The organism is Streptomyces sp. WMMC500 (genome assembly GCF_027497195.1).
Lineage (GTDB): Bacteria > Actinomycetota > Actinomycetes > Streptomycetales > Streptomycetaceae > Streptomyces.
Window position 1 is genome coordinate 5,383,125 of sequence record NZ_CP114905.1, and the last position, 26,046, is coordinate 5,409,170.

Here is a 26,046-nt window from a genome sequence, read left to right on the forward strand (position 1 = left end):
GGCTCTGTTCATTTCCTGCCGGGAGAAGACTGGAGGGCGCGGAAGTCGTCGAAGAATGCGGGGTTGCGGGCCAACTCGCCTTCCGGTGACGGCTTGGCGACACGGTTGGCATGAAGGCTGTTCAGCAGCCACGGCATCTTCTTCGGCCCGATTCCGCGTACCATGGCGGGCCCCTGGAGCCCGCCGTAGGTCGCCACCGCCAGCCGGCCGGTGGCACGGAACCGCCGCACCTGGTCGGTCAGGTAGTCCTGGCGTGAAGTGAACCACGGGCTGTTCATCAGCAGGTCGTGCCATCGTTGCTGCGGTACGGGACGCGCGGCGGCGTTCCGCACCTCTTTCCATACCGGGGTGCCGGCCGGTACCCCGTAGCGGTTGGCGTAGACGGCGGGGACCGGATCGCGCCAGTGCTGCCTCCACCAGTGCACCAGGGAGAACTCGGTGGCCAGGAAGAGCTGATCGGAGCGGATCCGGGGCAGCACGTGATTCGTGAACGCCTCGGCCTCCTCGATGCCGCTGACGTGCGGGTGGATGTCCACGCCCTCGATCTCGGGGGTGGCCTTGACATAGGCCAGCCAGCCGTTGACGGCGGGGGTGCGCCAAGCGGGGTCGTCGAGGCGGTTGAGGGCGCCCATGTACAGGCGGGTACGGCAGTCGGACCCGAAGCGCTTCTTGCGCTCGGCGATCACATGCGCGGCAACACCTTCGTAAAAAGGGTTCAGGAGGGTGGCGCGGTCCTGCGCGCGCGTCTCAAGGAACGGCTCGTTGCCGACGACCAGAATGTCGACCTTGCCCAGTGCGGCGTCCAGCACCTTGTCGAGGCGCGTGAGTTCAGCATCCATCGCGCCGGTGCCCGGCTGCGGGAGAGGCGTGTTCTGGTGGGGGAACTTCAGTGAGAGCACGGTGCCGTAGCCCTTGCCGGCGAAGGACAGCAGAGTGCTGATCACAGGCTGGCGGACCGCCGGCATGGTGTCCAGGTCGGTCAGCGGAACGAAGCCGCGCACCCACTTCGCGTGCAGGTCGTCCAGTACCGCGGGGGTGGTCCCGCCCGGTTGCTCGTTGAAGTTCACGCCCAGCACGTCCCGAGGGGCCCCACCGGGGTCTTCCGCCCCGGGGCCGTCGCCCGGCGTGCCTCCGGCAGAGCCCCCGCCGCCGTCGGCGGGGCCGGCGTCTCCGCCCGAATCGCACCCCGCGAGCACCAGGCCGGCACCGCCGGCGAAGCCGAGGAACCTCCGGCGGGTCAGCCTCCGGCGATCAGGCGCCATCAGGAAGGTCCGTGAGAGGACTGCCGCAGGACGTGGTACCGGTGTTCGTGACCGCGGGTGCCACCGGTGCGCACCTGAATGTTGTAGTACACGTCAAATTCCTGGTTCTCCCCGTGGAACAGGTCGGCCCGGGTGCCCGACCTGCCGATGTTGGCCATAATCCGCCGATGGAACCGTATGTTGCTGAACTCCAGGCTCGCCATCGCGCGTGCGTGGTAACCCGCGGGTGTGATTCCTTCGGTTGCGGCCAGTTCTTCGGTATGGCCGAGAGAGGCGTGCGTTTCGATGTGTTCGCGCGTGGGCTCCGTGGCGGCGTGGATGATCTCGAACACCGCGCTTCCCATCAGGCGGCTGCTACCGCGCTCCCGCACGCTCTTGTGATAGGGGTTCAGAAGGACCGTCCGGCTTCGCGGATGCCACTCGCCAACGCTTCGATCCAGGGTGCGGCCAAAGCGTACGGTGACGGGGCCGGCGCCTGTTCGGGCGGTCTGGAAATCTGCGTCGGGGAGGTTGGCGACGTACCGGGCGACCCGACTCATCAAACGCCAGTTGGTACCTTCCTCGAAAAGGGTCTGGCCAATTACGGCTCGATAGCCGGTTTTGCGGGGAACGGCAGGACTCGACACACGATAGATATCCGGTTCGTGGTGTTCAGCCATGGACATCCGTTTCCGGTCGGGTGGGTGAGTGCACGCTCTGCCGGCAGCGCCGCCTGTAGGGGGCAACGGCTCGTCTCGGTCAGCGGTTCACCCACGCCTCGCCGAGCCCGCCGGCGGGCAGGCGCGGGCGGGCGAAGAAGCCCGACCGGTCACCCGGAGGGAGGGGCGTGCCGCACGGGTCACCGCGCTTGCCTGTCCCCCACTCGTTCGTCCAGGTCACGGAGTTTCCGGCGGATCTCCTCGGCGTCCGGATGGTCGATCGCCTCGAAGGCCGCGAGCGCCTGCCGCCAGGTGGTGTGGGCGCCCTCCGGGTCACCGGTGTCGAGGAGGACGTCGCCGAGGTGGTCGAGGGTGCCGCCCTCGACCCAGCGGTTGCCGACGTCCCGGTGCACGTCGAGCGCCTGGCGGTAGTGCTCGATCGCGTCGTCGTGGCGGTGGAGCCGGTACCGGACCGTGCCGAGGATGTCGAGCGTGATGCCCTCGACCCAGCGGTCGCCGATGGCGCGCAGGACGGTCAGCGCCTCCTGGAGGTGGTCGGTGGCCTCGTCGTACCGGCCGAGCCGCTGGTAGGCGTCGCCGAGGTTGACCAGGACGACGCCCGTCCCCCAGGGGTTGCCGCTGGCCCGGTGCAGTGCCAGCGCGCGGCGGCCGTACTCGACGGCCTTGTCGTACCGGCCGGCCTCGAGGAACGTGTGGCCCAGGTTGGTCAGGGCCCGCGACCTGCCCCGGATGTCACCGAGTTCCCGCCACAGGATCATCGACCGGCGGAGGTGGACGACGGCCTCGTCGAACTGGCGCATCGATGTCAGCGCGGCGGCCACGTCGCCGTGGCTCCACGCCTGCCCGACCGGGTCGCGGTCCTCGCGGGCGGCGCGGAGGGAGGTGCTGGCGACGTCGAGCCAGTCGTGGAGGTGGCTGCGGATGGAGAAGAATCCCCACAGTGCGGCGGTCAGCCGCCACGCCATGTCCGGGCGGCCGGTCGCTGCGGCCTGGTGGACCGCGGCGACCAGGTTGGGGCGTTCGGTCTCGCACCACTTCAGGGCCTGGTCGTACGCGGTGAACGCCAGCGGACGACAGCCCGGCGGCGGCGGGGCGATCGGCACCCGGCGGCGGTGCGGGGCGAGGTGGGGATAGGAGGCGTCCGCGGTGTGCAGGTACCAGGACAGCAACCGCTCCACCGCCCGCTCCCGCTCCCCCTCCGACTCCTGTGAGCGCACGCGCTCGGCGGCGTAGACCCGCAGCAGGTCGTGCAGGGTGTAGCGGCCCGGTGTGTGCTCGGTGAGCAGGTGGGCGCGGGTGAGTTCGCTGAGCAGGCCGCGGGTCTCGCGCGGCGGCAGCCCGGCCAGGGCGGCCGCCGCGGGCACGGAGATGTCGCGCCCCGGGTGCAGGCCCAGCAGCCGGAACAGCCGGGCGGCGGGGACCGGCAGCGCCTCGTACGACGTGGCGAAGACGGCCCGTACGTCCGTGCCGAGGTCTCCACCGGTGAAGGCGTCGAGACTGTCCCGGCTGTCACGCAGCTCCCCGGCGATGGCCTTCAGCGGGAACCCGGGGTAGGTGGCCGCCCGGGCGGCGACGATGGCCAGGGCCAAAGGCAGCCGGGCGCAGCGCGCGATGATCTCCTTCGTCGCCTGGGGTTCCGCCATCAGCCGTGTGGCACCGATGCGCCGCACCAGAAAGCCGTGCGCCTCGGTGGCCGTCAGTGGACTCAGCGTCAGCGGCTGCGCCCCGTAGCCGGCGATCAGGTGGGTGAGCTGGCTGCGGCTGGTGACGATGACCAGGCAGCCGGAGGCACCCGGCAGCAGCGGCAGGACCTGCTCGCTGTCGCGGGCGTTGTCCAGGACGATGAGCATCCGCCGGGTCGTGAGCAGGCTGCGGTACAGTGCCGCCTGCGCCTCCAGGTCAGCGGGGATACGCCGTGAGGGAACCCCCAGCGCGTCGAGAAAGACACGGACGGCCTCCGCCGGCGGCACCGCGGACCCGGCCGCGTCGAAGCCCCGCAGATCGATGTAGAGCTGCCCGTCCGGATAGCGGTGGGCAATCCGATGCGCCCAGTGCACGGCAAGAGCCGTCTTCCCGATACCCGCCATACCACCGATGGTGCTGATCAGCACGGTGGCCGGCTCCGTACCGTCGTCCGGCAGCAGGGCCTCGGCCCGCTGCAGTTCGGCCTCCCGGCCGGTGAAGGCGGCCAGGTCGGCGGGCAGTTGCGCAGGGCGGAGTGGAATCCTGGCGGTCGCAGACGTCCCGTCCTCGGACTCCGGGCCAGGGGAGGACCGGTCGGGGGGGAGATGTGCCGGCCGGGGCGCCTGCCCGGTGGCCGCGGGCCCGGTCGGATCGGCCTCCTCTCCCGGCGCGGAGGGGGCGAGTGACTCGTCGGCCGACAGAATGCGGTGATGCAGCTCCTTCAGCGACACGCCGGGCTCGATGCCCAGCTCCGTTACCAGGGTGCGGCGCGTCCTGCGGTACGCGGCCAGCGCCTCGGCCTGCCGCCCGGACCGGTACAGCGCCAGCATGAGCAGCCAGCACAGCCGTTCCCGTAGCGGGTGCTCACCGGTCAGCGCGGTCAGCTCGGCGATCAGTTCGCTGTGGCGGCCGAGCTGGAGATCGACCTCCAGACGGGTCTCCAGCGCGGCGAGCCGCTGCTCCGCCAGCCGGGAGCGCTCGGCCTGCGCCAGTGGCCCGGGCAGGCCGGCCAGCGCCACACCCTGCCACCCGTCGAGCGCGGCGCGCAGTAGCTCCGCAGCACCCTGCACCGCATCAGCGGCGCGCAGCTTCTTCGCCTCGGCGACCCGCCGCTCGAACACGCCCAGATCCAGGGCGCGTTCCGGAACGCGCGCCAGATATCCGTCCGCGGCCGAGACGATCACCTGGTACGACCCGCCGGCGTCGTGTCCGGGTTCCAGTACCTTGCGCAGCCGCGAGGCATAGGTGCGCAGCACGGACACGGCCGCGGGAGGTGGCCCGTCACCCCATACGGCGTCCACGAGTTCGGCGACGGTGACGGGCCGCCCACGCCGCAGCAACAGGGCCGCCAGCACCGCTCGTTGCTGTGGGGAGCCCAGCTCCACTTCGCGATCACCGCGCCATGCCCTGACCGGCCCCAGTACGGCGAAACGCAGCGATTCCCCGTAGGCTCCCGGCCCTTCCCGGTGATCTGTCACCCGCGGGGCTTCTGGGCCGATCGCGTCCGCTGGACCACGTGTCGTCTTCATGATGATGATCACTTTCTGCCGGGCGTACCGGTACATAAAGGAGAAGTGGGGGACAGAGTTTTCTCATTCGGGCAGCCGGAATCGACCGCGATGGCGGCGTCCGTGAGGGGGGGCAGTGCGGTCGGGGTGGCCACCGCCCGGCGCTACGCCCCAGAAGCGATCACCCTGCGGTGCTCACACCGCGGGTGTCAGGCGCGCGGGCGGTCGTGTGTCCGATGGCCGGCGGGATGAGCCGGGCGGGTTGACGCGGCCCTGGCCGATCCCGGCGATGTCGGTACGACGCCCGTAGGCGTCCGGTGGCAGCGGCGGAGATGGGCGGCAGCAGTGCACGCGCCGTGGTGGTCAGCCTGATCGTGCCGGCCGATGCCGCCCATCTCGTCCTCCTGGCTGTGGGGCCGGGTGTGGTGGGGGTCAGGGGTTTGTCTGAAGGAGGTGTGGGGGGATCGTCTCGGTGGCGGCGAGTGGGGGGCCGAGGACGATCTGTCCGTTGGCGGCGGCTGCTTTGCCGAGGGCTTGGGGGGTGACGGTCCAGTCGGCGGGCTTGGGGTGGGATCGGTTCCAGCCGGCGTCGCGGAAGAAGCCCTCCATGCCCGAGGGGGTGGCGAGGGCGAGCATGTCGACGTTGTCGGTGGTGAAGCGGTAGGCGTGGGGGATGTTGCGGGGGAGGAAGGCGATGCCGCCGGCGTGGAGTTCGTGCCGGCGGTCGCCGATCCAGACCAGGCCGCTGCCGCTGAGCATCACGAAGATCTCGTCCTCGTGGGGGTGGACGTGTACCGGTGACGCGGTGGGGGTCGGCACGGTCGAGCGGAACATGCTGACGTGGCCGCCGGTGTGCTTCGCGTCGAGCAGGATCTCCATGATCCCGCCACCGATCCACTCCAGTTGCTCATGCTCGCCGGCTTGGGCCACATAGGGAGTACTCACTGCGTTCCTTCCTCGATCTGACTGACGATCACTGAACGGATGCTAGGCGCGCCGCTCCGGCACCCGGTATCCCAGAAATCTGGGGACCTTCATCGAGCGGATGTACCGGCTCAGTCAGTCCGGACTCGCGGACGTTACAGATCGCATCCGGTCGGACTGCTGACGTGGCGCTGAGCCCTGAAGAGACAGGCGCGACCCGGTCCCCCACCCGCAGGAGAGGGACGGGCCGCGGCGTGTGTACGGTCGTCGGTTCGGCTCGGCAGACGCCGGGGCACGGGCGCCGGCGGGCTACGGCCCGTGCTGTGGGCGCGGCCGGGCTCCGACCCGTCAGCGTCACCTCGACGGTGGTCTCGCCGCCTGTCGGGCCTGCGGGGCGGGGTGGCTCGGGCCTCCGTACGGAGACTCCTGAGCAGAGGGCCGGCGTGAGTAGGCCGGAGGGGGAGTCGGTGGAGGAGCCGTGCGCCAGTGCTCCATTGATGGCATTTGCTCTCCTGTCGATCGTGCAGACGCCCGATGGGACGGTCCGCCCCGGGACTCCCCCTGTACGACTACACGGGACCAAGGCGAGAAGAGTTCACTCGTGCCGGCCGGGCTGTCGACGCCGGGCGGTGCCGGCAGCCTTACCCGGTCCGCGCACCGGCCGGGAGGGTGAGACCGCGCTGGCCTATGCTGGCCGCGGGGGAAGGGCGCCACGGCGCCAACGCCGACAGAGGGAGCAGTTGTGGGGGCGCGTGCGGGCCTCCCGCCTGACGAGGTGCTGGTAGCGCGCCTGCGGGCGGGCGACGAGGAAGCCTTCGCGCTGGTGCTGGACGCCTGGTCGGCGCGGATGGTGCGACTGGCCATGTCCTTTGTCTCGACGCGGGATTCGGCCGAGGAAGTCGTCCAGGAGACCTGGCTGGCAGTGATCAGAGGGATCGACCGCTTCGAGGGCAGGTCGGCGCTGAAGACCTGGGTCTACCGCATCCTGGTCAACACCGCCAAGGCGCGCGGGGTTCGCGAGCACCGGACGGTGCCGTTCACGAGTCTGCTGCCGGAGGACGAGGGACCGACCGTCGATCCGTCGAGGTTCCAGTCGTCCCGGGATCCGGACCCGGGCCACTGGACGTCCGCCGAGAAGCCGCAGCCATGGCAGACCCCCGAGGGACAGGCGCTGCGCGGTGAGGCCCGGGCGGTGATCACAGCGGCGCTCGCCGATCTGCCGGCTCGGCTGCGGACCGTCATCACCCTGCGGGACGTCGAGGGATACGGGTCGCAAGAGGTGTGCTCGCTGCTGGAGATCTCGCCCGGAAACCAGCGGGTGCTCCTGCACCGCGCGCGGGCCGCTGTCCGCGCCCGGCTGGAGCAGTACTTCACGGGCGCGCAGCCGTCGGCGTTGCGCAGCGCCGGCAGCGGAAGGGATTTGAGCTCATGACCTGTGCCGAGTTCGTCGATCTGGTCACGGAGTTCCTCGACGGCGCGCTTCCGCCGCAGGAAGAGATGCGCTTCGTCGAGCACATCGCCTTGTGCGACGGGTGCGAGACGTACCTCGGCCAGTTCCGCCAGACCATCGCCACGCTGGGCGAGCTTCCCGCCGAGTCGATCCCGGGGGAGGCGCGGGAGCAACTGCTGACCGCGTTCAAGGACTGGCGGCAGGGCTGAGCCGTCCGCGGGACATGCCGCCGGGCCTGCCGCATTCGCAGCGACAGACCCGGAGTCGGCAGAGTCGGAGACCCGGCTACCGGATGACCGCCAGACCGGATGTGCTCGCAGGCAGGCCGGAGACCGGGACGACCGGGCTGCCGATCCTGCCGCCGTCCTTGAGCGGGATGGCGCTGACGTGACCCTGGCTGTTGTCCAGGACCCACAGGACGCGGCCGCCGACCTCGGCGTCGATCGGGGCGCCGCCCGGGGTGGCGGCGGCGCCGTCGATCAGCTTGAGCGATCCGTCCGGCCGCACGGCGAGGGACGACATCGTGCCGGAACCGGCGTTGGCCACGTATGCGTACCGCCCGGTTTCGTCCACGGCCACCCAGCAGGCGGCGCTCTGCCCGGTCGGGATCGCGGGCGTGGTGTTGCGCACGCGGTTGTGCTCCACCTCGTACCCCGTCACGGTGCTGCCGCGCGCCTCGCCCGCCGAGGCGTTGGACACCACCGCGACCCCGCCGCGTCCGAAGGCGAAGCCGAACGGGGTGACGCCGGTGGCCGCGGTGGCCCTGGCCGGGCCGGGTCGGCCGAAGATGTCCAGCGGCAGGACGTCGATGGTGTGGGTGTTCCGCTCGGTCACGATGAGCGCCCGGCCGTCCGGGACGACCCCGATCTGCGCGGGGTTCGAACCCTGGGACGACAGCGGGCGGCTGCCCACGGCCACCAGGCGACCGCCCAGCAGCCGGAACGCCGTGACCTCGTCTTCGCCCACGACGTACACGGCGCTGCCGCGGGTGGCGACGCTCACCGGGTTCTCTCCGGTCTCGGCGGTGCTGAGCAGCCGCAGCCGCCCGTCCGGGCGGACCGCGAAAGCCGACACGCTCGCCGAGGCCCGGTTGACCGCGTAGAGCTCGTCGCCGTCGGCACTGGCGGTCACCGCTCCCTGGGAACCGAGCCCGGCGCCGCTCCCCCTGCCGCCGGTGGCGAACGACCCGATCGGCGACCCGTCGGACCGGAACCCGAGCACGGCGTTGCCGTCCGCCGCGTTGCTCTGGACGTAGACGTTCGCTCCGCCGTTCCCGTGCTGCGGATGACCTTGGCCGTGCTCACCGGCGTGCACCGGCGCCGTGAACCCGGCCGCCCCGGCGACCGAGGCGGCAGCCGCCACGGTGACGGTCAGGGTGCGCAAGGCACTTCGTCTGGAGATCACTGTGCTCCTCAGTTGGTTGTGGGCCGTTGATCGGCCCCCGCATAGCCGACGGGTGGCTGGTCTGCCGCCCGGTGCTCGGACACGGCGCCGACCCGGCGCTTGTCCTGGCGACAGCGGATTCAGTGTCCGCATGCCGCCTGGCGTTACAGGTGCGTCGTGCGGCCGGGGAGGGCCGAACCGCCGCCGTCCCCGGATCAGTTGTCGGACAGTTGCTCGCGCAGCGCCGCGCCCAGGGCGACGGGTTCGCGGCCGAGCAGGGTGGCCAGTGCCGGGTCGACGGTGGCGCACTCGCCGGCACGGCTGGCGACGAAGAAGCCCAACAGGTTGTACGCCCTCTCTGCGGGAACGCCGTAGCCCGTCATCTCCCGCACAAACTGTTCGTCGGGTGCGGTGGTCCTCGTCATCGTGCGGCCCGTGATCTCGGTGGCGATACCGGCGATGTCGTCGAAGGTGTGCGCCCGTCCCGCGGTGAGCGGCGGCGTCGGGCCGTCGAAGCAGCCTTCGTCGGCCAGGATGGCGGCGGTCGCGTCGGCGAGGTCGGCGTGTGTGGTCCAGCAGACCGGCCCGTCCGCGGGGAGCACGAGCTGGCCGGACTCCAGCGCGTTGCCGAGGAACTGCACCGCGCTGGTGACGTAGAAGCCGTTGCGCAGCGCGGTGAACGGCACGCCGCAGGCGCGCAGCGCTTCCTCGGTGGCGGCGTGGTCGCGGCAGGCCTGGAAGCGTGCCGAGGCGGCGGCCCCCACCTGGCTGGTGTAGAGGATGCGACGGGCGCCCGCCGCGACGGCCCCTTCGATCGCGGCGCGGTGCAGCTTGACGCACTCGTCGCCCATTTTGTCGACGGAGATGATGAGCACCTGGGAGGCACCCTCGAAGGCGTGGGCGAGGCTGGCGGCGTCGGAGAAGTCACCCCGTCGTACACGGACCCCCCGGTCGGCGAACGACTGTGCCTTCTGCGGGTCGCGGACGCTGATGCCGACCTGGTCTGCCGGCACGCGCGTGAGCAGCCTCTCGACGGTCTGACGCCCCAACTGTCCGGTGGCTCCGGTCACGATGATCATGATGTGCTCCAGTGTTACGGCGAACGGAGTTCGCCTTCAGCTTCTGCTTCTGTCAACGGCTCGGGAACGAGCGGACTGCGTGACTACCGACGTGACCGCCGGCCGTTGCCGGCGGCGCGCTGCCCCCCGGCGCTGCCTGCCCCGCTTGTGTCCCGCACGACGGGACCGGAGACGGGCTGGTTCAATGCGCGTTGCCTTCCTCGGTCCGACTGGTCACCGGGGATGCTAGGTACGCCGCTCTGACATGCGGTATCCCAGAAATCTGGGGAACTCCGGGGATAGGCTGGGCGGGTGCGGAGGCTACAGAGCGACATCGAGCGGATATGCCAGCTCAGCCTGGACTCGCGGACGCTGCGCTCCCGCGTGGTCGCCCGGCTGGGCCAGGACGTCGCCTACGACGCGTTCTGCTTCGGCACCATCGATCCGTGGACGCTGCTGCTCACCGACGACGTCTCCGACGGCATTCCGCCCGGCAACGCGGAGCTCGCGTCGCACAACGAGTACCTCGTCCCGGACGTCGACAAGTTCGCGGACCTGGCGCGGACCGGCCGCACAGTCGGCATTCTCGGCGTCAGCTCCGGCGGTGACCTGAGTGTGAGCGAACGCCTGCGCACCGTCCTGCCGGCCATCGACGTCCAGCACGAGTTGCGTGCCGTGTTCCTGGCAGACGGTGAGTGCTGGGGCGCGCTGTCCCTGTTCCGGCGCGGCGACCGGGCGGACTTCACACCCCGGGAGGCGGAGCTGGTGCACGCGCTGTCACGGCCGGTCGCGGTCGCGCTGCGCTGGGCCTGCGCCAGCGCCGCGCCGGTCGCCCCGGCCGGTCCTGCCGGGCCCGGCGTCCTGGTGCTCGACGGCGAGGGCCGTACCGTGGTCGCCAACGAGACGGCGCGTCACTGGCTGGACGAACTGGGCACGATGGCCCCGTTCGAGGTATCGGCGGCGGCCCGGGCCGGACGGGGCGAGGAGGCGTATCTGCGGGTACGGTCCCGCGCCGGGCGGTGGCTGTCGCTGTGGGGCTCGCCGCTCGACGCTGATCCGCACAGCGGCGCGTCGGTCGTCATCCAGCCCACCCCGGCCTCCGACATCACCGAGACGCTGGCCCTCGCGTATGAGCTGACGGTGCGGGAGCGGGAGATTCTGGAGCAGGTGATCTCCGGCCGGTCATCGACGGGGATCGCCTCCGCGCTGACCATGTCCCAGTACACCGTGCAAGACCATTTGAAGTCCATCTTCGCCAAGTTCGGCGTGCGCAGCCGCGGGCAGTTGGTCGCGCGCGCCCTGGGTATCCCCGTGGACGCTGCGCCTCAGTAAGCCTCTTCAGTCCCGGACGGCCCGCGGCATCCGTGAAGCCTGGAATGGTCAGGGGCTGTGGTAAACGCGGCTGGGCTGCCGGTACATGAGGTCGAAGGCGCCGGCAGCGTGATGGTAGGCGAGGATCATCGTCGGCGTGTCGTCCTCGCCGACATCCCTCCAGACCGTCTCGGGGCCCGGTTCGGCATGATGCGCGTACGGTCCGGCCGCCTGTGGTGTCGACCAGGCGGCCACGGAAGGTCCGACCGGCACGCTCTGGCCTCGCTCACCGATGAGGGAGGGGCTGCGTACCGTATGCGGGGCGTCGTTGGGGAACATCAGCGTGCCCTTGCGATGTCTGCCCTGCCGGCGCGGGGCGGGCTGTTCTGCGTCGCCGATTCTCACGACGGCCGTGACTCCGACGAGGATCAGCAGGAGTCCGGGCCCGGCAGCGGGTTCGATGCTCTGCCCCATCAGCAACCATGCGGCGACCGCGGCCACCGGGGTTTCCAGCAGGAGGACGACGCTCATCGTCGTCGCGGACGTCCTGCCGAGGGCGAAGTTCATCAATCCCAGCCCCAGGAGCTGGGGCAGGAGGAGCAACCCGAGCAACGAGAGCTGCGTGGACCTGTCGAAGCCGGTGAGTGGTATGCCGGCCAGCCAGCAGACGAGCAGGAGTTCCAGCCCGCAGACCAGCGAGGTGACCGTCGAGTACAGCGGGGTGCTCAAATCCGTGCGCGCCTTCTGGCTCAGGGCGGTATAACCGGCCCCCGCCACGGCCCCGGCAAGAGCGAGCAGATCGCCCATCAGCGCCGTGCCGCCCGACTCGATATCGGGGCCGGCGGCCGCGGCCGCTCCCAGTACCGCGAGACTCAGGCCCGCCCAGGTGGCGCCGCCGAACCGAACGCCCTGGCCCGCGGCGATGAGTGCCTGCCAGACCGGCTGGGTGGCTACGAGCGCCGTGGAAATGGCGACCGTGGTCATCCGCGTGCTCGTCATGAAGGCCGCGAAGTGAAGGGCGAGCGAAGTGGCCGCGAGGAAGCCGAAGACCAGGGACCGCCGTTGCTCCCGGCGCAGCAGGCCGCGCTCTCCGCGCGCGACACGCACGACTTCACGGCGGCGCAGCATCAGCAGGAGCAGTCCGAGCGTGGCGAAGCCCAGGGCGTTGCGCCAGAAGGCCATGGCGAGAGGTGACGCGGACGCGGCAGCGGTGAGAGGGGCGGTGGCCGAAATGGAGACCACCGCGACCGCTATCGCCGCGGCGGTCAGCGGATCGAATCTGGGTTTCATGCGTGCGCACCGCCGTCTGCGGTCAGTCGAGAGCTGACGCGGCTGCACCCGCCCTCGCGATCGACCACCAACCGCGAGGGCGTGACGCCGCACGTCGTCTGCGCGCCGTAGAAGACCCTGCTTCCGCCTGGCGGCCGAACAGCAGTGTCCAAGTGAGGGTAAATGGGCATGATGAGACCATTTGTGTAGGAAGCCGGGGGGCTCGGGAGACAGGAAAGGCGGCGACGACGGACTGGCGTCGACGCGTCTCGGCGATCCGGCCACCTGTGGGTGGCAGCAGCACGGCGAGCCGGCGCAGAGAGCGTTGCGCGGCGGAACGAGAGGGTGCGTCCTCCGTGTCGCCCCTCCAACGTGGCTGAGCATGGAACGGTTCATCCGTAGCCGTGCTCTGCCGGGATGGCCCGCGAACGGCGGGCCTCGGCATGCGTGTTCGCGACCGTGGTGACCTGCTGGACGGGGCCGATCCGCGCGGCCCGCTGCACCGGCGCGTCGATGCCCTCGTGGAGACAGCGGTAACCGAGTGGCTCGACGAAGAGGCGGGGGACATCGAGCGTTGCGGGACGCGGGCCTCCGGGTGAACCGCCGGCGCTGCGGGGCCGTTGTTGCCTGCCGGAGTGCCGGGCCGGGTCCGACCTCACTCGGCGGTAAGGCGCCGAGACGTGCCGGAGCTGAACGACGTCGGTCGGTTCCTGGCCGGCAGCGGAAACCCTGACCGGGCAAGAGGTCCTGCTGCCGGCCGTTCCCAGGATTCCAGGTCGCACGGCGCCGGTCACCACAGCCGCAGCGTTGGCCGCAGGTCTGGACACGGGTCTGGACGTTAGAGGTCGTCTCCGTTGCTGCATCGGCGGTAGCGGAAGGAGAGCGCCGACGTGGCCACGGAGGCGAAGGGTGTTTGCAGGCTCCGGGGTTGTCACGGCGGCTGTGGCGCCGGCGTCGGCGCCGGCAGGCGTCTTGCCGATGTGGGTGCGGGCGTGAGGGCGGGCCAGGAGGTGGTGCTGGCAGCGAACGAGAGGGGCGATGGAAGGGCGTGCGCTGCCGGCCGTGCCCACGACGAGTACCTCACGCGGGGCGGCGAGTCCGGTGTCGAATCCCAGACCTTCCCGCAGACTCAGCAAATCATCACGGCTTGACCTCAACCCCAAGGAGAACGCATGCCAAGGAACCAAGCGCGCTTCAGTATTCAACAAAAGACGGACCTGGTGAACGAGTGGGTGGGGTCCGGCCTGAGCCAGCGCGAGTTCGTGCAGCAGTACATACCGAGATACCCCGGCGGGCAAATCGCTCTACACGACCTCAAGCGCTGGGCAAGAGAAGCGAAAAATAACCCGGAACGATTTTCCGGGGTGGACCCGGAAACGCTGCGAGCGGCATACAATCGCACTAGTCGCAGCCGGGAGGAGAGGGCGGACGTGCTGAATGAATTCCGGGCATCCCGCCTGAGTCAAGAAAAGTTCGTGAAGAAGTATAACGGAGAAAACCCCGACAGGAAGATATCCCAACCACGCCTCAGTGAGTGGCTGAAGGAGGCGCGAGAACAGGAGAACTGGGAGGACCATGCACCCCACTCATCGTTGCAGTCGTTCGACAACCGCCCCGCACAACCGTCACAACAGCCGAGTCAGCCACAGGCCGCCCCGTACGACTACGACTACGGGGATGAGGCGCGGGTCGCTGCGACGACGCGGCAGTTCGGCGCGTTGTCCGTCACCGCACCCACAGACCCGTCAGCGCCCTGGCGACACGACCCCTGGTTCGGAGCCGGGCCAGAGCCAGGGGAGGAGGAGTTGGCTGCCAACCCGGCCGACTTCCTTTACACCGGGCACGACCAGCCGTCTGCCCACGCCGACAGCAGCAGGTATCGGCAGGTTCCCTACAGCTTCCACACACAGAGCCCGCCGATCACCGTGAACCCGAACGACGTCCTTTACGAGCGGCGCGACCAGACCGTCTACAGCACGAGCTTCGCCGACACGCCCCACACCGTCGGCTACACCCAGCACAACCCGACCGCTTTCAGCCCGAGCTTCGATGCGTACGGCGCTGCCGACCACGCCTTCCGCGAGCCCACGCAGGGAGGCGAGTCCAGCGCGCCTCAACCCCCGCCCCCGGCCCACGGGCGTGCCGGGAGGCGGAAGGCGCAGAAGCACAGTAAGTGATCCGAACGCGGCCGCAACTCGGCGATGGTGCCGCGGGACCGGCCGAACTCCTGGTGGAGGGGGTCGGTCAGCAGGCCGGGGAGGGCGACGAAGGACGCGGCACGACGACGGTGGGGAAGGTCACGGCGACGACGAACCGTCGGTTCGCATCCGGCAGGGGGCTCCACCTGCGGCCCCGCCCGCGTCCTCGCGGACGCTCCCTGACCTGCGCGAAATGCGGAGGCGAGCCGCGCCGCGACGTGGCAGGCTCGGATCGACCGATGAGTTCCGGTGCGCTCGCCGGTCTGTGTCGGTGAAGCAACCGACCATCCAGTCCGGCGGCCCTCGGCTGCGAGGTGACTGTGATCAGGAACCCCGGCGAGGAGCTGACATGCGAGCCGAACGAGCTGCGATAGCGAAGCGATCCGCGGTGGCGGAGGAGGAGGACGGTCGGACGCCGACCGTCGTGCGGCTGCTGGTCCTGGCGACGTTCGTGGTGATCCTCAACGAGACCATCATGATCAACGCCATCCCGCGGCTGATGGAGTCCATGCACGTCACCGAGCAGTCCGCGCAGTGGGTGTCCACCGCGTTCATGCTCACCATGGCCGCGGTGATCCCCGTCACCGGCTGGTTCCTGCAACGGGTCACCACCCGCCGGGCCTACGCGCTCGCCATGGGCACGTTCCTCGTGGGCACCCTCGTGTCGGCCGTCGCGCCGACGTTCGCGGTGCTGCTGGCGGGCCGCATCGTGCAGGCCGCCGGCACGGCGGTGATGCTGCCGTTGCTGATGACCACGCTGATGACGGTGGTGCCCGAGCAGCACCGCGGCAAGGTGATGGGCCAGGTCACGCTGGCGATGTCGGTGGCGCCCGCGCTCGGCCCGACCGTGTCCGGGATCATCCTCCAGGTCGGCTCCTGGCGGCTGCTGTTCGTGGTCGTGCTGCCGATCGCGGCGGCGGTGACCGTGTTCGGGCTGCGCAGGCTGGAGAACATCGGCGAGCGCCAGGTCAGCTCCATCGACTGGTTCAGCGTCGCGGTGGCGGCGCTCGGCTTCGGCGGTCTGGTGTACGGGCTGAGCCTGATCGGCGAGAGCGACCGCCGGGCGCTCGGCATCGGCATCGCCGCCGGCGGGATCGCGGCCATCGCCGTCTTCGCCTTCCGCCAGCTCCGGCTGCAGCGCTCCGGTACGCCGCTGATGGACCTGCGCACCCTGCGGTACGGCGCGTTCACCCGGTCCCTGGCCGTGATGGCCATCGGCTTCCTGGCGATGATGGGTTCGATGATCCTGCTGCCGCTGTACCTGCAGAACGTACGCGGCCTCAGCCCGCTGGAGACCGGCCTGCTGGTCATGCCCGGCGGCCTGGCGATGGGCCTGCTGGGGCCGACGGTCGGCCGGATCTTCGACCGGTTCGGCAGCCGCCGGCTGGTGGTGCCCGGCTCGGCCGGCGTCATGGCCGGCCTCGCCGGCTACACGCAGATCTCGACGACCATGCCGTACTGGCAGATCCTCGGCCTGCACGTGCTGCTGATGGTGAGCCTGGCGGCGACGTTCACCCCGGTCTTCACCCTCGGCATGGGCGCGCTGCCCCCGCACCTGTACTCCCACGGCAGCTCCATCCTCGGCACGCTGCAGCAGGTCGCGGCGGCACTGGGGACCGCGCTGGTGGTGACCGTGATGTCGGCGCGCGCCACGGGCCTGGTCGACGACGGCGTCGCCCCCCTGCCCGCCCAGGTCAGCGGGATGAAGCTGGCCTTCGGCGCCGCGGCGGTGCTGGCCGCGCTGATGGTCGTCCTGGCGACGACGCTGCCGCGGCGGGTGGAGAGCGCGGGCGACGACGGCCACGGCGCCGCCGCGGACGGGGCCGCGGACGGGGATGTGCCCGTGAAGGCGGACGTTTCCGCCGACGATCGAGTCACCGTGTAGGTACGACGCGAACCCGCACCCCCCGTCGCGAGCCGCGGCGGGGGGTGCGGGCGTAGCAGAGCGGCACCGCCGGTGCGCTCGGATTGCGGGGTTTGCCGCGCAGTCGCCCACCGGTTCACCGTCCGCCCGCAACCGGACCGCCGCAGGGCCGGCCCCCCGCCGGCCGGTCCGCCGTGCCGGCGTGTGCCAAACCGGGTAACCGCGTCACCCCGCCGCCGCGCCGCCTGGCCCGCCGCGTAGCCGGGCGTTGATCCGGGCGGCCGCGCGGGAGGAGGTCGCGTTCGGAGATGGTGGGGCCGGGGCGTCGGCGTGCAGCGCGGCGACGGCCGCCTGCGCCTGGAACTCGCCCAGCCGGTCGCGGGCCAGGGCAGTCTGCAGGATCTCGACGCCCTCGGCGATCAGCCCGGTGTCCCACCGGCCGCGGTCCTGCCCGGCGAGCGGCACCAGCCGGCCGTCGGCGCCGGTCCGCGCCGCGCGCTGGGCGCGCATGGGCGGTACCCCCAGCCACGGTCACCTCCGGCACCAGGTAGGCCCGCGCGATCTGCCGCGTGGTGAGGCCGCCGACCGCGCGCAGCGTCAGCGCGACGGCCGATGCGGGTGTCAGGAACGGGTGCGCGCACAGGAAGTACGGCTGCAGCGCGTCGTCCGCCGCCGTGCCGGAGCCGGGCGTGGGCTCGGCCTCGACCAGCTTCTCGAGGCGCCGCCGGGAGGTGTCGGCCCGTACGGCGTCGAGGAACGTGCGCCACGCCATCGTGATCAGCCACCCCTGGGGGTCCCGCGGCGCCTCACCGTCCGGCCACCCGCGCCGTACGGCCTCGACCAGGCCTTCCTGTACGGCGTCCTCGGCCGCCGCGAAGTCGGCTCCGGGGCGGACGAGCACGCCTATCGCCTCGGGGGCCAGCTCCCGGAGCAGCGATTCGTTCACGGCACCTCGTTCATGCGGTGGCTGAGGGCTGCACGCCGTAGGCCGGGCGCACCTCCAGCCACTCGTGGATCGGCTTCCCGCCGGCCCCCGGGGCGGCGGACAGCTCGCCGGCCAGCTCGATCGCGCGGTCGTACGTCTCGACGTCGATCAGCATCCAGCCGGCGATGAGGTCCTTCGTCTCGGCGAACGGCCCGTCGGTGACCGGCGCGCGGCCCTCGCCGTCGTAGCGGACGAAGGTGCCCTCCGGGGCGAGCGCCTGCTCGCCGACGAACTCGCCGGTGGCCTCCAGACGGGCGGCGAAGTCACGCATGTACTGGATGTGGGCCGTGACCTCCTCCGGCTTCCACTGGTCCATCGGTACGTCGTTGACCGCTGCCGGGGCGCCGCGGTAGTGCTTGAGCAGCAGGTACTTGGCCATGATCTTCTCCTCGCTGAGGCACGGCCCCATGGTGGTCCGTGTTCGCTCCTGGGACGGAGCCGCGCGCGGGTTCTCGACATCGCGGCGCGAGTTCTTTTCGCGCAGCGCCGTGCACCGCTCAGGAACCCGGCGAGGGCGTCGGGTCGTCCCTCAGGTTGCGGGTACGGGTACGGGTACGGGCGGAGGAGGGGGTGGTCCGGGTGGATCCGGTGTCGGTGGGGTTACTGGTGGCGCTGGCCGGTGGGGCGGGCGGGGAGATCGGGCGGCAGGGGTGGGAGGGGCTGACGCGGCTGGTGCGCCGGCCGTTCCGGCGGGACGGCGGTGACGCCGGGGCCGGCTCTGAAGTCGGCTCCGGGGAGGCGGAGCTGGAGCGGCTGGCGGCGGAGCCGGGCGACGAGGCGCGGGCGCAGGCGCTGAGTACGGCGCTGGCGGTACGGGCCGCGCTGGACGGAGAGTTCCGCGCCGGGCTGCGGGCGTGGCAGGACGCACTGCCGCCGCTGCCGGACGACGGGGCGGGCACGGTGACGAACATCGTCAGCGGGGGCACGCAGTACGGGCCCGTCGTGCAGGGCCGCGACTTCTCGGATATCACCTTCAACACCCCGCCCCCGCCCCCGGCGTCTTCGGATTGACGCTCCGGGGGCGGGTGGGTGACGGTGGTGGAAACCGAGCATGGCCTGGGCCACGGTCTTTACTTTGTAGTCTGTTTTCATGTCGCATCGCGGTCCGCGTGCTGCCGAGGGCAGCGGCTGCACGATGTGCTGCGGTGTGCGGAAGGCGGGGGACGGACTGACAGTTTCCAGTCCCGCAGCCGCCGCCAGCAGGTCATGCCCGAGCCGAAGCCCAGCTTCTTCGGCAGGTACTCCCACTGAATCCCGGTGTGCAGCACGTACAGGTTCCCGCACCGCACCCCCGGTCCGGCAACGGCTTGCGGCCCGGGTACCGGAAGCGCCGCTCGCGCAGCGGCAGCAGCGGCTCGATGCGGTCCCACAGCTCATCTGACACGATCCACGGCGGTGTCTCCACACCGGACCGAACGCTCGACTCCCGCGTCGGGAACGGCCACCAGGGCCGATCCACCTCATTGTGTCAGCCGCTGTTAGCCGGCATGAACGTGCCGGGCTGCTCATGCGAACGGACCGGCTCAGCCAAGTTCCGGTCACGTCCGGATCACCTTACCGGCCTCTTCCCTTTCCGCCCGTGCCCGGTCCCGTGGTCCTGGGGGGCGGTTGAGGCGCACCAGACCCGCTCTCCTGCCCGGGATACCCGCCGTGGGCATGGCCGGCAGCACCCGACGGGTCGAAGCTCTGGCTGAAGGCGGTCGGACCGTACTGGGTGTAGCTGACGGAGTAAGGCGTGCCGGCGAAACTCTGACCGTAGCCGGTCTGGCCGTGCTGGGCGTAGTCGGCGGTCTGGGATGTACCGGTGAACCCCCCGCTGTAGCCGGTCTGGTCGTGCGGCCGGTAAAGGAGGTCGGCCGCGTTCCCGGTGATCGGCGGGCTCTGTGGTGCGCTGGGCTGCCAGGGCATCGCACCAGGTTGTGTGTGATGGTCGTAGCCGGGTTCGAGGAAGAGGCCACGGATGATTTGGTTGTTGAGGTCGTTCAATTCGGCGTCTGTCAGGTCTGGCAGGTCTGGCAGTTGTGGGGGCGGGGCGCCGGGCTCCCATTGCATCGCACCGTAGCTGAGTTCAGGGAAGAGGCCACGGGCGGCTTGGTCGGCGTAGTCGTTCGATTCGGCGTCTGTCGGGCTGCGGGGCTCGGAAGGTCCCGCAACAACCGGCGTAGCCTTGCCGAGAGCAGCAGACGCAGCACCCTGACCACGTGACCAATAGATATGGTCGCGCTGAGCAGCGCGAGCGGCTTTCAATGCCTCGGGGTCCACGCCGTAAGCAGCCGGATATTTCTCCACCTCGTGGACATTTCTACTCAACTGGTATTCATCGATTTTTCTCGTTACGGACTCCCTCTGGTTGTAGTCAGCCAAGAATCTCTTGTAGCTCGTTTCGGATTTTATCCATTCATTTACCGCTTCCCCCTTCTCTTCCATCGTTTGCGGGCGAGTGAGATGGTATACCTTTTCTAGTTTCGTTCTGTCGATGCCGGGGAACCGTCCCGGACCGCTCTTCAGCACTCTATCTTTCCAGCGCCGAATGGAAGAGGCGTCCGCGAATGGATACTCGCCCCCGTTCAGGACGTGGTCGATGTACTCGTTCAGTGTGTTAGTGATTTCCTCATCGGACGCGCCGCGACGGGGCATGTGTTTTCCTCGGGGTCAGGCTGTGATGGTTTGCTGGGTCGGTGGGCCGCTCCGGGGTTTGTTGCCGGCCTGGTGTGCTCCGGGCTGGGGGTGGTTTTGTGGTGGCGGCGGCCGTGCCCGGGGCGATGGGGTTCTTGCTGACCGTGGTGTGGTGAACCGCTCTGGCGCTGTTCCACGGTCTGGGCCGCCGGGGGGCCAGCGGGGCCCTGCCGCTTCTCGCCTGGTGGAGCATCGCTGTCACGTCCTGTCCGGAACCCGTCGACGGCCGGGGGCCGCAGCAGCGGCCCGCGTCCACCACAACGCATCCCGCTTCCGTTGGGTTCACCCTCGGTCCTCCAGCGGTGACCGCGCACTGCAGGACACCAGTTGCAGATCCCTACCGCTACTGCTACCGGGCAAGGCTGGAAGTTCGACCTCAAGCCGCATCTCAGGATGCCTTCAAGCTCCCGGGCGATCCCGAAGTCGATCACCCACGGTCCGTCCGGCGCCAGCAGCACGTTCGATGGCTTCAGGTCGCGGTGGAGCGGGTCGCCTGATGGATGGCCCGTAGCGCCTTGACCAGCCCCGCAGCCAGCGGCCATAACGACCCCTCCGGCAGCGGACCGGTTTCGGCCACGGCGTCGGCCAGGGAGGCCCGGACGCGTAGACCGTCGCGATCCACGGCAGGTCGTCCTCGGGCCCGGCCCGGCGCTCACCACGGGCGCCGTGAAGGCGCCGCTGACCGCCCGTACGGCGGCACCTCCTGCCGGAACCGGCGCCGGAACTGGTCCTGCGCCGCCAGGTGCCGGCGCACCACCTTCACCACCACCGCACGCCCAACGGGCGACCGGCCGTAGTACACCTCGCCCATACCGCCGGCGCCGGGCCGCCACCGAAGGACGAACTCGCCCACCTGCGTCGGATCCCCGTCTGCCAGCGGTCTCACGACACCCCCATCCCGCCGCGTGACGCGCCTGTGGCGCTTTAACCGGCCTGGAACTCCTCGCGCTTGACGGCGGCGACGAAGGCGGCCCAGGCGGTGGGGGTGAAGGCCAGGTGGGGGCCGTTGGGGTCTTTGGAGTCGCGCACGGGGACGGTGGTGGGGGTGGTGGCCACCTCGATGCAGTCGCCGCCGTTGTCGCCGCTGTAGCTGCTCTTACGCCAGTCCGCGGCCACTTCGATGCAGTTGCCGCCGTTGTCGCCGCTGTAGCTGCTCTTACGCCACGTCATGGCCATGCTGCCCGTATCCCTCCATGAACTCACCGATCAGAGCGGCGGATTCGCGAGCCGACAGAGCGTCAGCCCTGAGCAAATCATAGGTCCGTAAATGGCGTTCGTAGACCGCTGGATCCTCGCCGAAGTGACCGCGGTCGAGGGACTCGGAGTAGACGCACCTGTGGTCGTCGGGCAAGGTGATCAGCGACATCGAGGTGTTGGGGCGGATGAGTTCCGGCCGGTCGGCGGGGGCGACCTGGATCTGGATGTTGGTCCGCTGGCTTGCGGACAGCAGGTGCGCGCACTGCTCGCGCATGACCTCTGGCCCGCCAACGATGTTGCGCAGACAGCTCTCGTCCAGCACGACCACGTACATCGGACCTTCGGACGAGAGGAACCGCTGCTGGCGGCTTAGCCTGGCCCGTACTCGCTCCTCGGCTTTCTCCTCGTCAGGCGTGACTCGGGCGAACAGGGCGCGTGCGTACTGCTCGTTCTGCAGGAGCCCCGTGACGACTCGCTCCTGGTACTCGCGCAACGACACGCACTCCGCGTCCATCTGCGCTCGTCGTTCGAACCAGTTCGGGTGTGCGACGTCCGGGTACCAGTCGACCTTCAGCCACAGCCGCGCTAACAGTCCGTTACCGCCGAGGGCTTCGTCGGACTTCGCCGCGAAGGTGTCCGGTGGCACGCTCGTGCCGGTCTCGATTCTCGCGACGTACGACCGGTCGCAGGGGATCTGCTTCGCCAGTTCCGCCTGTGTCATGCCTGCTGCCTCGCGCAAGTGCCTCAGTACGTCGCCGAACATCTCGGCTGTTGTGCCGGTCGCGCGGTGGGTGGCGTTGCGTGGGGTCATGTCTGCCTCCCCGTTCTGGTCACATCTGTCACGTGCCTGGCCTTGCCCTCGGCCGCTTCGCTCCGAAAGCCTTTCACCACGCAGCGTAACCGAGCGCTACGACGATACAGCGGTAAATACCAAAGTGTCACTGTAATTCTGGAGTTGATGTGGATGGCCGAGCATGGAGCGTGCGGTTCGGAGGGGATGGCGCGCGAGTGGTCGATGGGGTACGTGATGGCGCACCGGTCCGTGCCGCTGGTCCGGGTGCACGTGCGGCGGCAGTTGGCGCTGTGGGGGTGGGGTGGGGACGCGCAGGACGCGGCGGTCGTCGTGTCGGAGCTGGTGACGAACGCGATCCAGTACGGGCGGCGGATCGGGCGGCGGGTGTGGGTGCGGTTGGCCGTGCGGGAGGACGGGTCGCTGGTGATCGACGTGTCCGACCCGCAGGCGACGCTGCCGCCACGCGTGCTCGACCCGTCGCCGCCGGGGCCGGAGGACGAGCGGGGGAGGGGGCTGTTCCTGGCGCGGGGGCTGGGGGCGGAGCTGTCGTGGTTCCCGCGCGAGTTCGTCGGCAAGACCGTACGGGCGACGCTGGAGCCGACGCCGGTGGAAGTCGGGAAACCCTGAGACTTCCGTAGGGGGCGGACCGTGGCCGCGGCTCCGCGGCAGGGGCGGTCGGGGGCCTGCTCGGCCAGCACTTCGACGGGTCTCGGCGACCTCAAGGAGTCGTGCGTGCGCAGGCGTACCGGGCCGGCCGGGGCCCGCTGATGCCGCGGGAGTCTGCGGCGGTGGTCACCCTCGCGGGTGACGATGAGCGTGGTGACCCCCTCGATGAGCGCATCTCGACGGCCGGCCTGAACGAGCTCAGTTCCCCTACTTCCTCTTCGCCGGGGGTGTGGGGAGCTTTTGCGCCCCTCCGGCCGGGCTGGTGGCTGACCCTGACGTCCTTGCCGCGGCAGAAGCCGGGGCAGGTGGCGGGGAGTACCTCGCCGCCGGTGAAGCGTCGTTTGCCGGGGCCGAAGGGCGGGAGCCACCGGGAGGGGAGCCGGGAGTGGTGAGCAGAGCGTTCCGAGCGTTCGCGTCGATGGGGTGCACGGGTGGTCCCACCGGTTGCCTCACGGCTGGTCCAATGGGGGCACTCATTCTGTGGCGTGGGCGTGGCAACTGCGAATTCTCACGGCCGTGGCCCTCCGGCCGTCGGGGCTGCGCACCCCGTCGCCCCTGCCGGGGCTCCGAACCAGTGGGGGCGGTGCGGGCGTTCTCCCGAGCATTGCCGACGACTTTCGCCGCATTGGGCAGATATCCGCGCTCATACGCTTGCTTGTGCGGGCCCTCCCTGCTGAGCAAGGCGAACATGGCCTTCTCGACCTGTGCCCGGCCCTCTGGTCCGAGCTTCGTGTACACGTCGTAAGCCCTCTCACCGGCCTGAGGCCCCATCGGATGCTGTCGGGCATCCGGCTGTTGCGGAGGACGTGAGGAGACGGGCCCCTGAGGTGGCTGCGGGTATCCGCGCCCCCCGGAGGACCGCTGCAACCGGTCTCGTGCGAATCGAAACGCCTGTTCCAGGACATCACGGAGCAATCCGCTCGCAGAGTCGCTTGTGCCGTATCGGTACTGGTCCTGCGGTTCTGCGTGCTGCGGTTCCGCCCGGTGGTGTCTCTCCCCCCGGGCCTGAGCCGTCCCCCTCTGCCGGAGGTCGAGCATGTCTTCGTCGATGATGGCCGCGGCCAGGGTCATGGCCGCTTGGCTGCGCCGCTCGGAGTCGGCGGACTGCTGTGCAGGCATGGGAAGCCCTCTTCCGTGTCGCAAAGGCGGCCAACTCTCTAAGAAGACACGGATCCTTCCTGCGATCGGTTCACGGGAATCTCCCCCGTCCTGATTCCTGCTGGTCAGCGGCATCGCTTGCGTTCACACAGGGGGCGGCGACGGCGATCGGGGCGCTGAGCGCTGGGCGCGGTCGCGGATGCCGGGCAGCGGCGCGTGGTGAGAAGGGGAGCTCCGCGGCGGCGCGGTCGCCGCCGTTCACGCCATCAAGATCGCCTGGCGAACAGGACGAGAAACCTTCAATGAACCACGGAGACGCAAGGGCCGTGTATTGCACAGCACAGTTCGTCAGTGATCTATGGAGGTGCGATGAGTGACCTTGCGGAGTCCCTCGAATCGATGCAGCAGCTCGCTGTGGGCTGGCGGGCCATGGTGCTCGATCGGGATGCAGGCGCGGACGTGCGCGACGTCCCCGGCCTGGCAGTCCGCTGGGCCGACTGCCGGTTCGCCTTCTGGAACGCCCTCACCTTGACCGATGCGGGCACGGACGCCGAGCTCCTCGGGCAACGCCTGAGCCAGGCAGCGGAGATCATGCGCTCGAAGGAGCACCCGGGCCTGCTGTGGCTTTTCGAAGATCTTCTCGATGACGAGGCCCGTTCCATGCTTGAGGCAGCGGCAGAGCAGGCAGGTCTTCAGCACGCCTTCGGCGGTACGGGCATGTCCGGAGACCTGCTACCCATCCCCGAACCGGTCCACCGCGACCTGACTTTCGTGCGCGTGAGCACGGACGAGCAGTTGCGAGCCTATGCGGACCTCAACGCACGTGCCTACGGGTTTCCGTTGGAAGAGGGCCGCGACGGACTCGTCGGCTCCACGTTGTGGAAGAACGGGGTGTACGCCTATCTGGCCATGCGAGGCGACGTCCCCGTAGCGTGCGCGGGCGCAGTCGCAGCAGACGGCCGCCTCTTCGTCGTGCTCGTCGCCACGGACCCGGAGTGGCAGCGCAGAGGCTACGGCGAGGCGGTCACCCGCAAGGCGCTCCACGAAGGCGCCCGGGCCACCGGACTGACCCGGGCCACGTTGCACGCCACCGAGGCCGGGGCTCCCGTATACACACGGATCGGCTTCAAGCCGAACTCCCCGATCTGCTACTGCGGGCTGAAAGGCTGACCTGACGACACCGGGCCGGTACTCCACCGGTCAGGCCATGGGTGCACCCATACGATGTCGAGCGGCCTCGATGGCGGCGGGGACCTTGGCGGCGGTACCGCCGGGCCGTGCTGGTGCTGCGCTGGTTCCGGCAGCGGGCCTGCGTGCACCGCCTGGCCGAAGATGCCGGAATCTCGCAGGCCACCGGCTACCGCGGGACGGCCGTCACCGTGCGCCCGCCCCGCGTCCGCCCGTCACACCCGGGTCGCCGAAGCCGCCAGGGTGCGGCCCGCGTCGCGGGCGGCGTCGAGCGCGTTCGCGTGGATGCGCGCCGCCTCCTCGCGCAGGCTCTCCATCGCCGGGGTGGTGGCGGCCTTGGTCAGCTCCCGCTCGATCACCGTGAGTTCGGCCTGCCACATGTCGACCAGGACCCGGCGCAGGTAGGGCGTCGAGTGGTCCCAGCCCTCCCGCGGCGCCCCGGGCTGGTAGCCGCCGCCCTTGGTGGACACCAGCACCGTCGGCTTCGCCTTGAGTACGGGGGTGGTGGCGCCCGCGCCGCTGATGACCAGGTCCGCCCAGGCCTTGAAGTGCTGCGAGACGCCGTAGTTGTAGAGCGGTACGGCCAGCAGGACCGCGTCGGCGCGGTCGAGTTCGCCGGCCAGTTCCTCGGCCAGCGCCAGAGCCTGGAGCTGCTCGTCGGTGCGCTCCGGGGCGGGGGTGAATCCCGCGGTCGTGGCCAGCGCCCAGGCGTCGGCGGGGAGGGGCCGGGTGCCCAGGTGGCGGCGCTGCACCGTGGCGCCGGGGTGCGCGGCGGCCCATTCGGCCTGGACCGCGTCGGCGATCTCGGCGGAGGCCGAGTTCCCGGGGAGGATGCTGGCATCGATGCGGAAGAGGTTCACGTTCGTCTCCGTAT

General features: G+C 70.2%; 21 protein-coding genes and 5 pseudogenes. 10 read left to right on the forward strand and 16 right to left on the reverse strand.

Annotated features, from left to right (window positions below):
* Window positions 1-8 precede the first annotated feature (8 nt).
* The 4 genes from O7599_RS23240 to O7599_RS23255 all read right to left on the reverse strand — a co-directional run bounded on the left by O7599_RS23240 (window position 9) and on the right by O7599_RS23255 (window position 6,057).
* Window positions 9-1,262: a hypothetical protein gene (locus O7599_RS23240; protein WP_281617546.1), complete on the reverse strand. Its 1,254-nt coding sequence runs from the start codon at window positions 1,260-1,262 to the stop codon at window positions 9-11.
* Window positions 1,262-1,921, reverse strand: a complete 660-nt coding sequence (locus O7599_RS23245; RefSeq protein ID WP_281617547.1) for a hypothetical protein — start codon at window positions 1,919-1,921, stop codon at window positions 1,262-1,264. The genes O7599_RS23240 and O7599_RS23245 overlap by 1 nt, the downstream gene beginning before the upstream one ends.
* Before the next feature lie 179 nt (window positions 1,922-2,100).
* Window positions 2,101-5,082 carry an AfsR/SARP family transcriptional regulator gene (locus tag O7599_RS23250; protein WP_281617548.1) on the reverse strand — a complete coding sequence of 994 codons (2,982 nt, stop codon included), beginning with the start codon at window positions 5,080-5,082 and terminating at the stop codon, window positions 2,101-2,103.
* Between the two features lie 462 nt (window positions 5,083-5,544).
* Entirely contained in the window at window positions 5,545-6,057 is a 513-nt protein-coding gene (locus O7599_RS23255) for a cupin domain-containing protein (protein ID WP_281617549.1), read from the reverse strand.
* Window positions 6,058-6,811: 754 nt separating this feature from the next.
* Between O7599_RS23255 and O7599_RS23260 the strand changes: the two genes are divergently transcribed.
* Window positions 6,812-7,468 carry a sigma-70 family RNA polymerase sigma factor gene (locus tag O7599_RS23260; RefSeq protein WP_281617550.1) on the forward strand — a complete coding sequence of 219 codons (657 nt, stop codon included), beginning with the start codon at window positions 6,812-6,814 and terminating at the stop codon, window positions 7,466-7,468.
* Window positions 7,465-7,695, forward strand: a complete 231-nt coding sequence (locus O7599_RS23265; protein WP_281617551.1) for a zf-HC2 domain-containing protein — start codon at window positions 7,465-7,467, stop codon at window positions 7,693-7,695. The genes O7599_RS23260 and O7599_RS23265 overlap by 4 nt, the downstream gene beginning before the upstream one ends.
* A gap of 76 nt (window positions 7,696-7,771) precedes the next feature.
* Here O7599_RS23265 and O7599_RS23270 read toward each other — a convergent pair whose 3' ends face one another.
* Both O7599_RS23270 and O7599_RS23275 read right to left on the reverse strand, forming a co-directional pair.
* The gene (locus tag O7599_RS23270) at window positions 7,772-8,869 is read right to left on the reverse strand and encodes a hypothetical protein (RefSeq protein WP_281617552.1); all 1,098 of its coding nucleotides are present in this window, start codon (window positions 8,867-8,869) and stop codon (window positions 7,772-7,774) included.
* Between the two features lie 215 nt (window positions 8,870-9,084).
* Window positions 9,085-9,948 (reverse strand): SDR family oxidoreductase, encoded by an 864-nt coding sequence (locus O7599_RS23275; RefSeq protein ID WP_281617553.1) that lies wholly within the window; start codon window positions 9,946-9,948, stop codon window positions 9,085-9,087.
* A gap of 291 nt (window positions 9,949-10,239) precedes the next feature.
* Here O7599_RS23275 and O7599_RS23280 point away from each other — a divergent pair, with 291 nt between their 5' ends.
* Window positions 10,240-11,259, forward strand: coding sequence for a helix-turn-helix transcriptional regulator (locus O7599_RS23280; protein ID WP_281617554.1), 1,020 nt, complete (start codon window positions 10,240-10,242; stop codon window positions 11,257-11,259).
* Between the two features lie 48 nt (window positions 11,260-11,307).
* Here O7599_RS23280 and O7599_RS23285 read toward each other — a convergent pair whose 3' ends face one another.
* A complete protein-coding gene (locus O7599_RS23285) occupies window positions 11,308-12,528 on the reverse strand; it encodes a DMT family transporter (protein WP_281617555.1) in 1,221 nt (406 codons plus the stop codon).
* Between the two features lie 422 nt (window positions 12,529-12,950).
* Between O7599_RS23285 and O7599_RS23290 the strand changes: the two genes are divergently transcribed.
* From O7599_RS23290 to O7599_RS23300, 3 genes are all read left to right on the forward strand, one after another.
* Window positions 12,951-13,106, forward strand: coding sequence for a hypothetical protein (locus O7599_RS23290; protein ID WP_281617556.1), 156 nt, complete (start codon window positions 12,951-12,953; stop codon window positions 13,104-13,106).
* A gap of 573 nt (window positions 13,107-13,679) precedes the next feature.
* Complete coding sequence (locus tag O7599_RS23295) at window positions 13,680-14,684, forward strand: hypothetical protein (RefSeq protein ID WP_281617557.1); 1,005 nt, start codon at window positions 13,680-13,682, stop codon at window positions 14,682-14,684.
* 370 nt (window positions 14,685-15,054) lie between these two features.
* Window positions 15,055-16,590 carry an MDR family MFS transporter gene (locus O7599_RS23300; protein ID WP_281617558.1) on the forward strand — a complete coding sequence of 512 codons (1,536 nt, stop codon included), beginning with the start codon at window positions 15,055-15,057 and terminating at the stop codon, window positions 16,588-16,590.
* Window positions 16,591-16,887: 297 nt separating this feature from the next.
* Here the strand turns inward: O7599_RS23300 and O7599_RS23305 are convergent.
* Both O7599_RS23305 and O7599_RS23310 read right to left on the reverse strand, forming a co-directional pair.
* Window positions 16,888-17,515: pseudogene (locus O7599_RS23305) on the reverse strand (DUF6596 domain-containing protein); the annotation flags it as partial.
* Window positions 17,516-17,525: 10 nt separating this feature from the next.
* Window positions 17,526-17,933, reverse strand: coding sequence for a YciI family protein (locus O7599_RS23310; RefSeq protein ID WP_281617559.1), 408 nt, complete (start codon window positions 17,931-17,933; stop codon window positions 17,526-17,528).
* A gap of 200 nt (window positions 17,934-18,133) precedes the next feature.
* On the opposite strand from O7599_RS23310, the gene O7599_RS23315 reads away from it, so the two are divergent.
* On the forward strand, window positions 18,134-18,565 hold the full coding sequence (locus tag O7599_RS23315; protein WP_281623483.1) for a hypothetical protein: 432 nt from the start codon (window positions 18,134-18,136) through the stop codon (window positions 18,563-18,565).
* Between the two features lie 167 nt (window positions 18,566-18,732).
* Here O7599_RS23315 and O7599_RS23320 read toward each other — a convergent pair.
* The 5 genes and pseudogenes from O7599_RS23320 to O7599_RS23345 form a co-directional block, all read right to left on the reverse strand.
* Window positions 18,733-18,959: pseudogene (locus tag O7599_RS23320) on the reverse strand (transposase); the annotation flags it as partial.
* Between the two features lie 149 nt (window positions 18,960-19,108).
* Window positions 19,109-20,191, reverse strand: coding sequence for a hypothetical protein (locus tag O7599_RS23325; protein WP_281617560.1), 1,083 nt, complete (start codon window positions 20,189-20,191; stop codon window positions 19,109-19,111).
* A 437-nt stretch (window positions 20,192-20,628) separates the two neighbouring features.
* Window positions 20,629-21,116, reverse strand: a pseudogene (locus tag O7599_RS23330) (protein kinase); the annotation flags it as partial.
* 38 nt (window positions 21,117-21,154) lie between these two features.
* Window positions 21,155-21,406, reverse strand: a complete 252-nt coding sequence (locus tag O7599_RS23335; protein WP_348652561.1) for a DUF397 domain-containing protein — start codon at window positions 21,404-21,406, stop codon at window positions 21,155-21,157.
* Window positions 21,387-22,238: a helix-turn-helix transcriptional regulator gene (locus O7599_RS23345; RefSeq protein ID WP_281617561.1), complete on the reverse strand. Its 852-nt coding sequence runs from the start codon at window positions 22,236-22,238 to the stop codon at window positions 21,387-21,389. Before O7599_RS23345 ends, O7599_RS23335 begins: the two co-directional genes overlap by 20 nt.
* A 153-nt stretch (window positions 22,239-22,391) precedes the next feature.
* On the opposite strand from O7599_RS23345, the gene O7599_RS23350 reads away from it, so the two are divergent.
* A complete protein-coding gene (locus tag O7599_RS23350; RefSeq protein ID WP_281617562.1) occupies window positions 22,392-22,847 on the forward strand; it encodes an ATP-binding protein in 456 nt (151 codons plus the stop codon).
* A gap of 92 nt (window positions 22,848-22,939) precedes the next feature.
* Here the strand turns inward: O7599_RS23350 and O7599_RS23355 are convergent.
* Window positions 22,940-23,053 (reverse strand): annotated as a pseudogene (locus tag O7599_RS23355) (IS5/IS1182 family transposase); the annotation flags it as partial.
* Window positions 23,054-24,353: 1,300 nt separating this feature from the next.
* On the opposite strand from O7599_RS23355, the gene O7599_RS23360 reads away from it, so the two are divergent.
* Together O7599_RS23360 and O7599_RS23365 are read left to right on the forward strand one after the other, a co-directional pair.
* Complete coding sequence (locus O7599_RS23360) at window positions 24,354-25,154, forward strand: GNAT family N-acetyltransferase (RefSeq protein WP_281617563.1); 801 nt, start codon at window positions 24,354-24,356, stop codon at window positions 25,152-25,154.
* Window positions 25,155-25,255: 101 nt separating this feature from the next.
* Window positions 25,256-25,348: pseudogene (locus O7599_RS23365) on the forward strand (IS5/IS1182 family transposase); the annotation flags it as partial.
* A gap of 39 nt (window positions 25,349-25,387) precedes the next feature.
* On the opposite strand, the gene O7599_RS23370 reads toward O7599_RS23365, so the two are convergent.
* A complete protein-coding gene (locus O7599_RS23370) occupies window positions 25,388-26,032 on the reverse strand; it encodes an NAD(P)H-dependent oxidoreductase (RefSeq protein WP_281617564.1) in 645 nt (214 codons plus the stop codon).
* Window positions 26,033-26,046 lie beyond the last annotated feature (14 nt).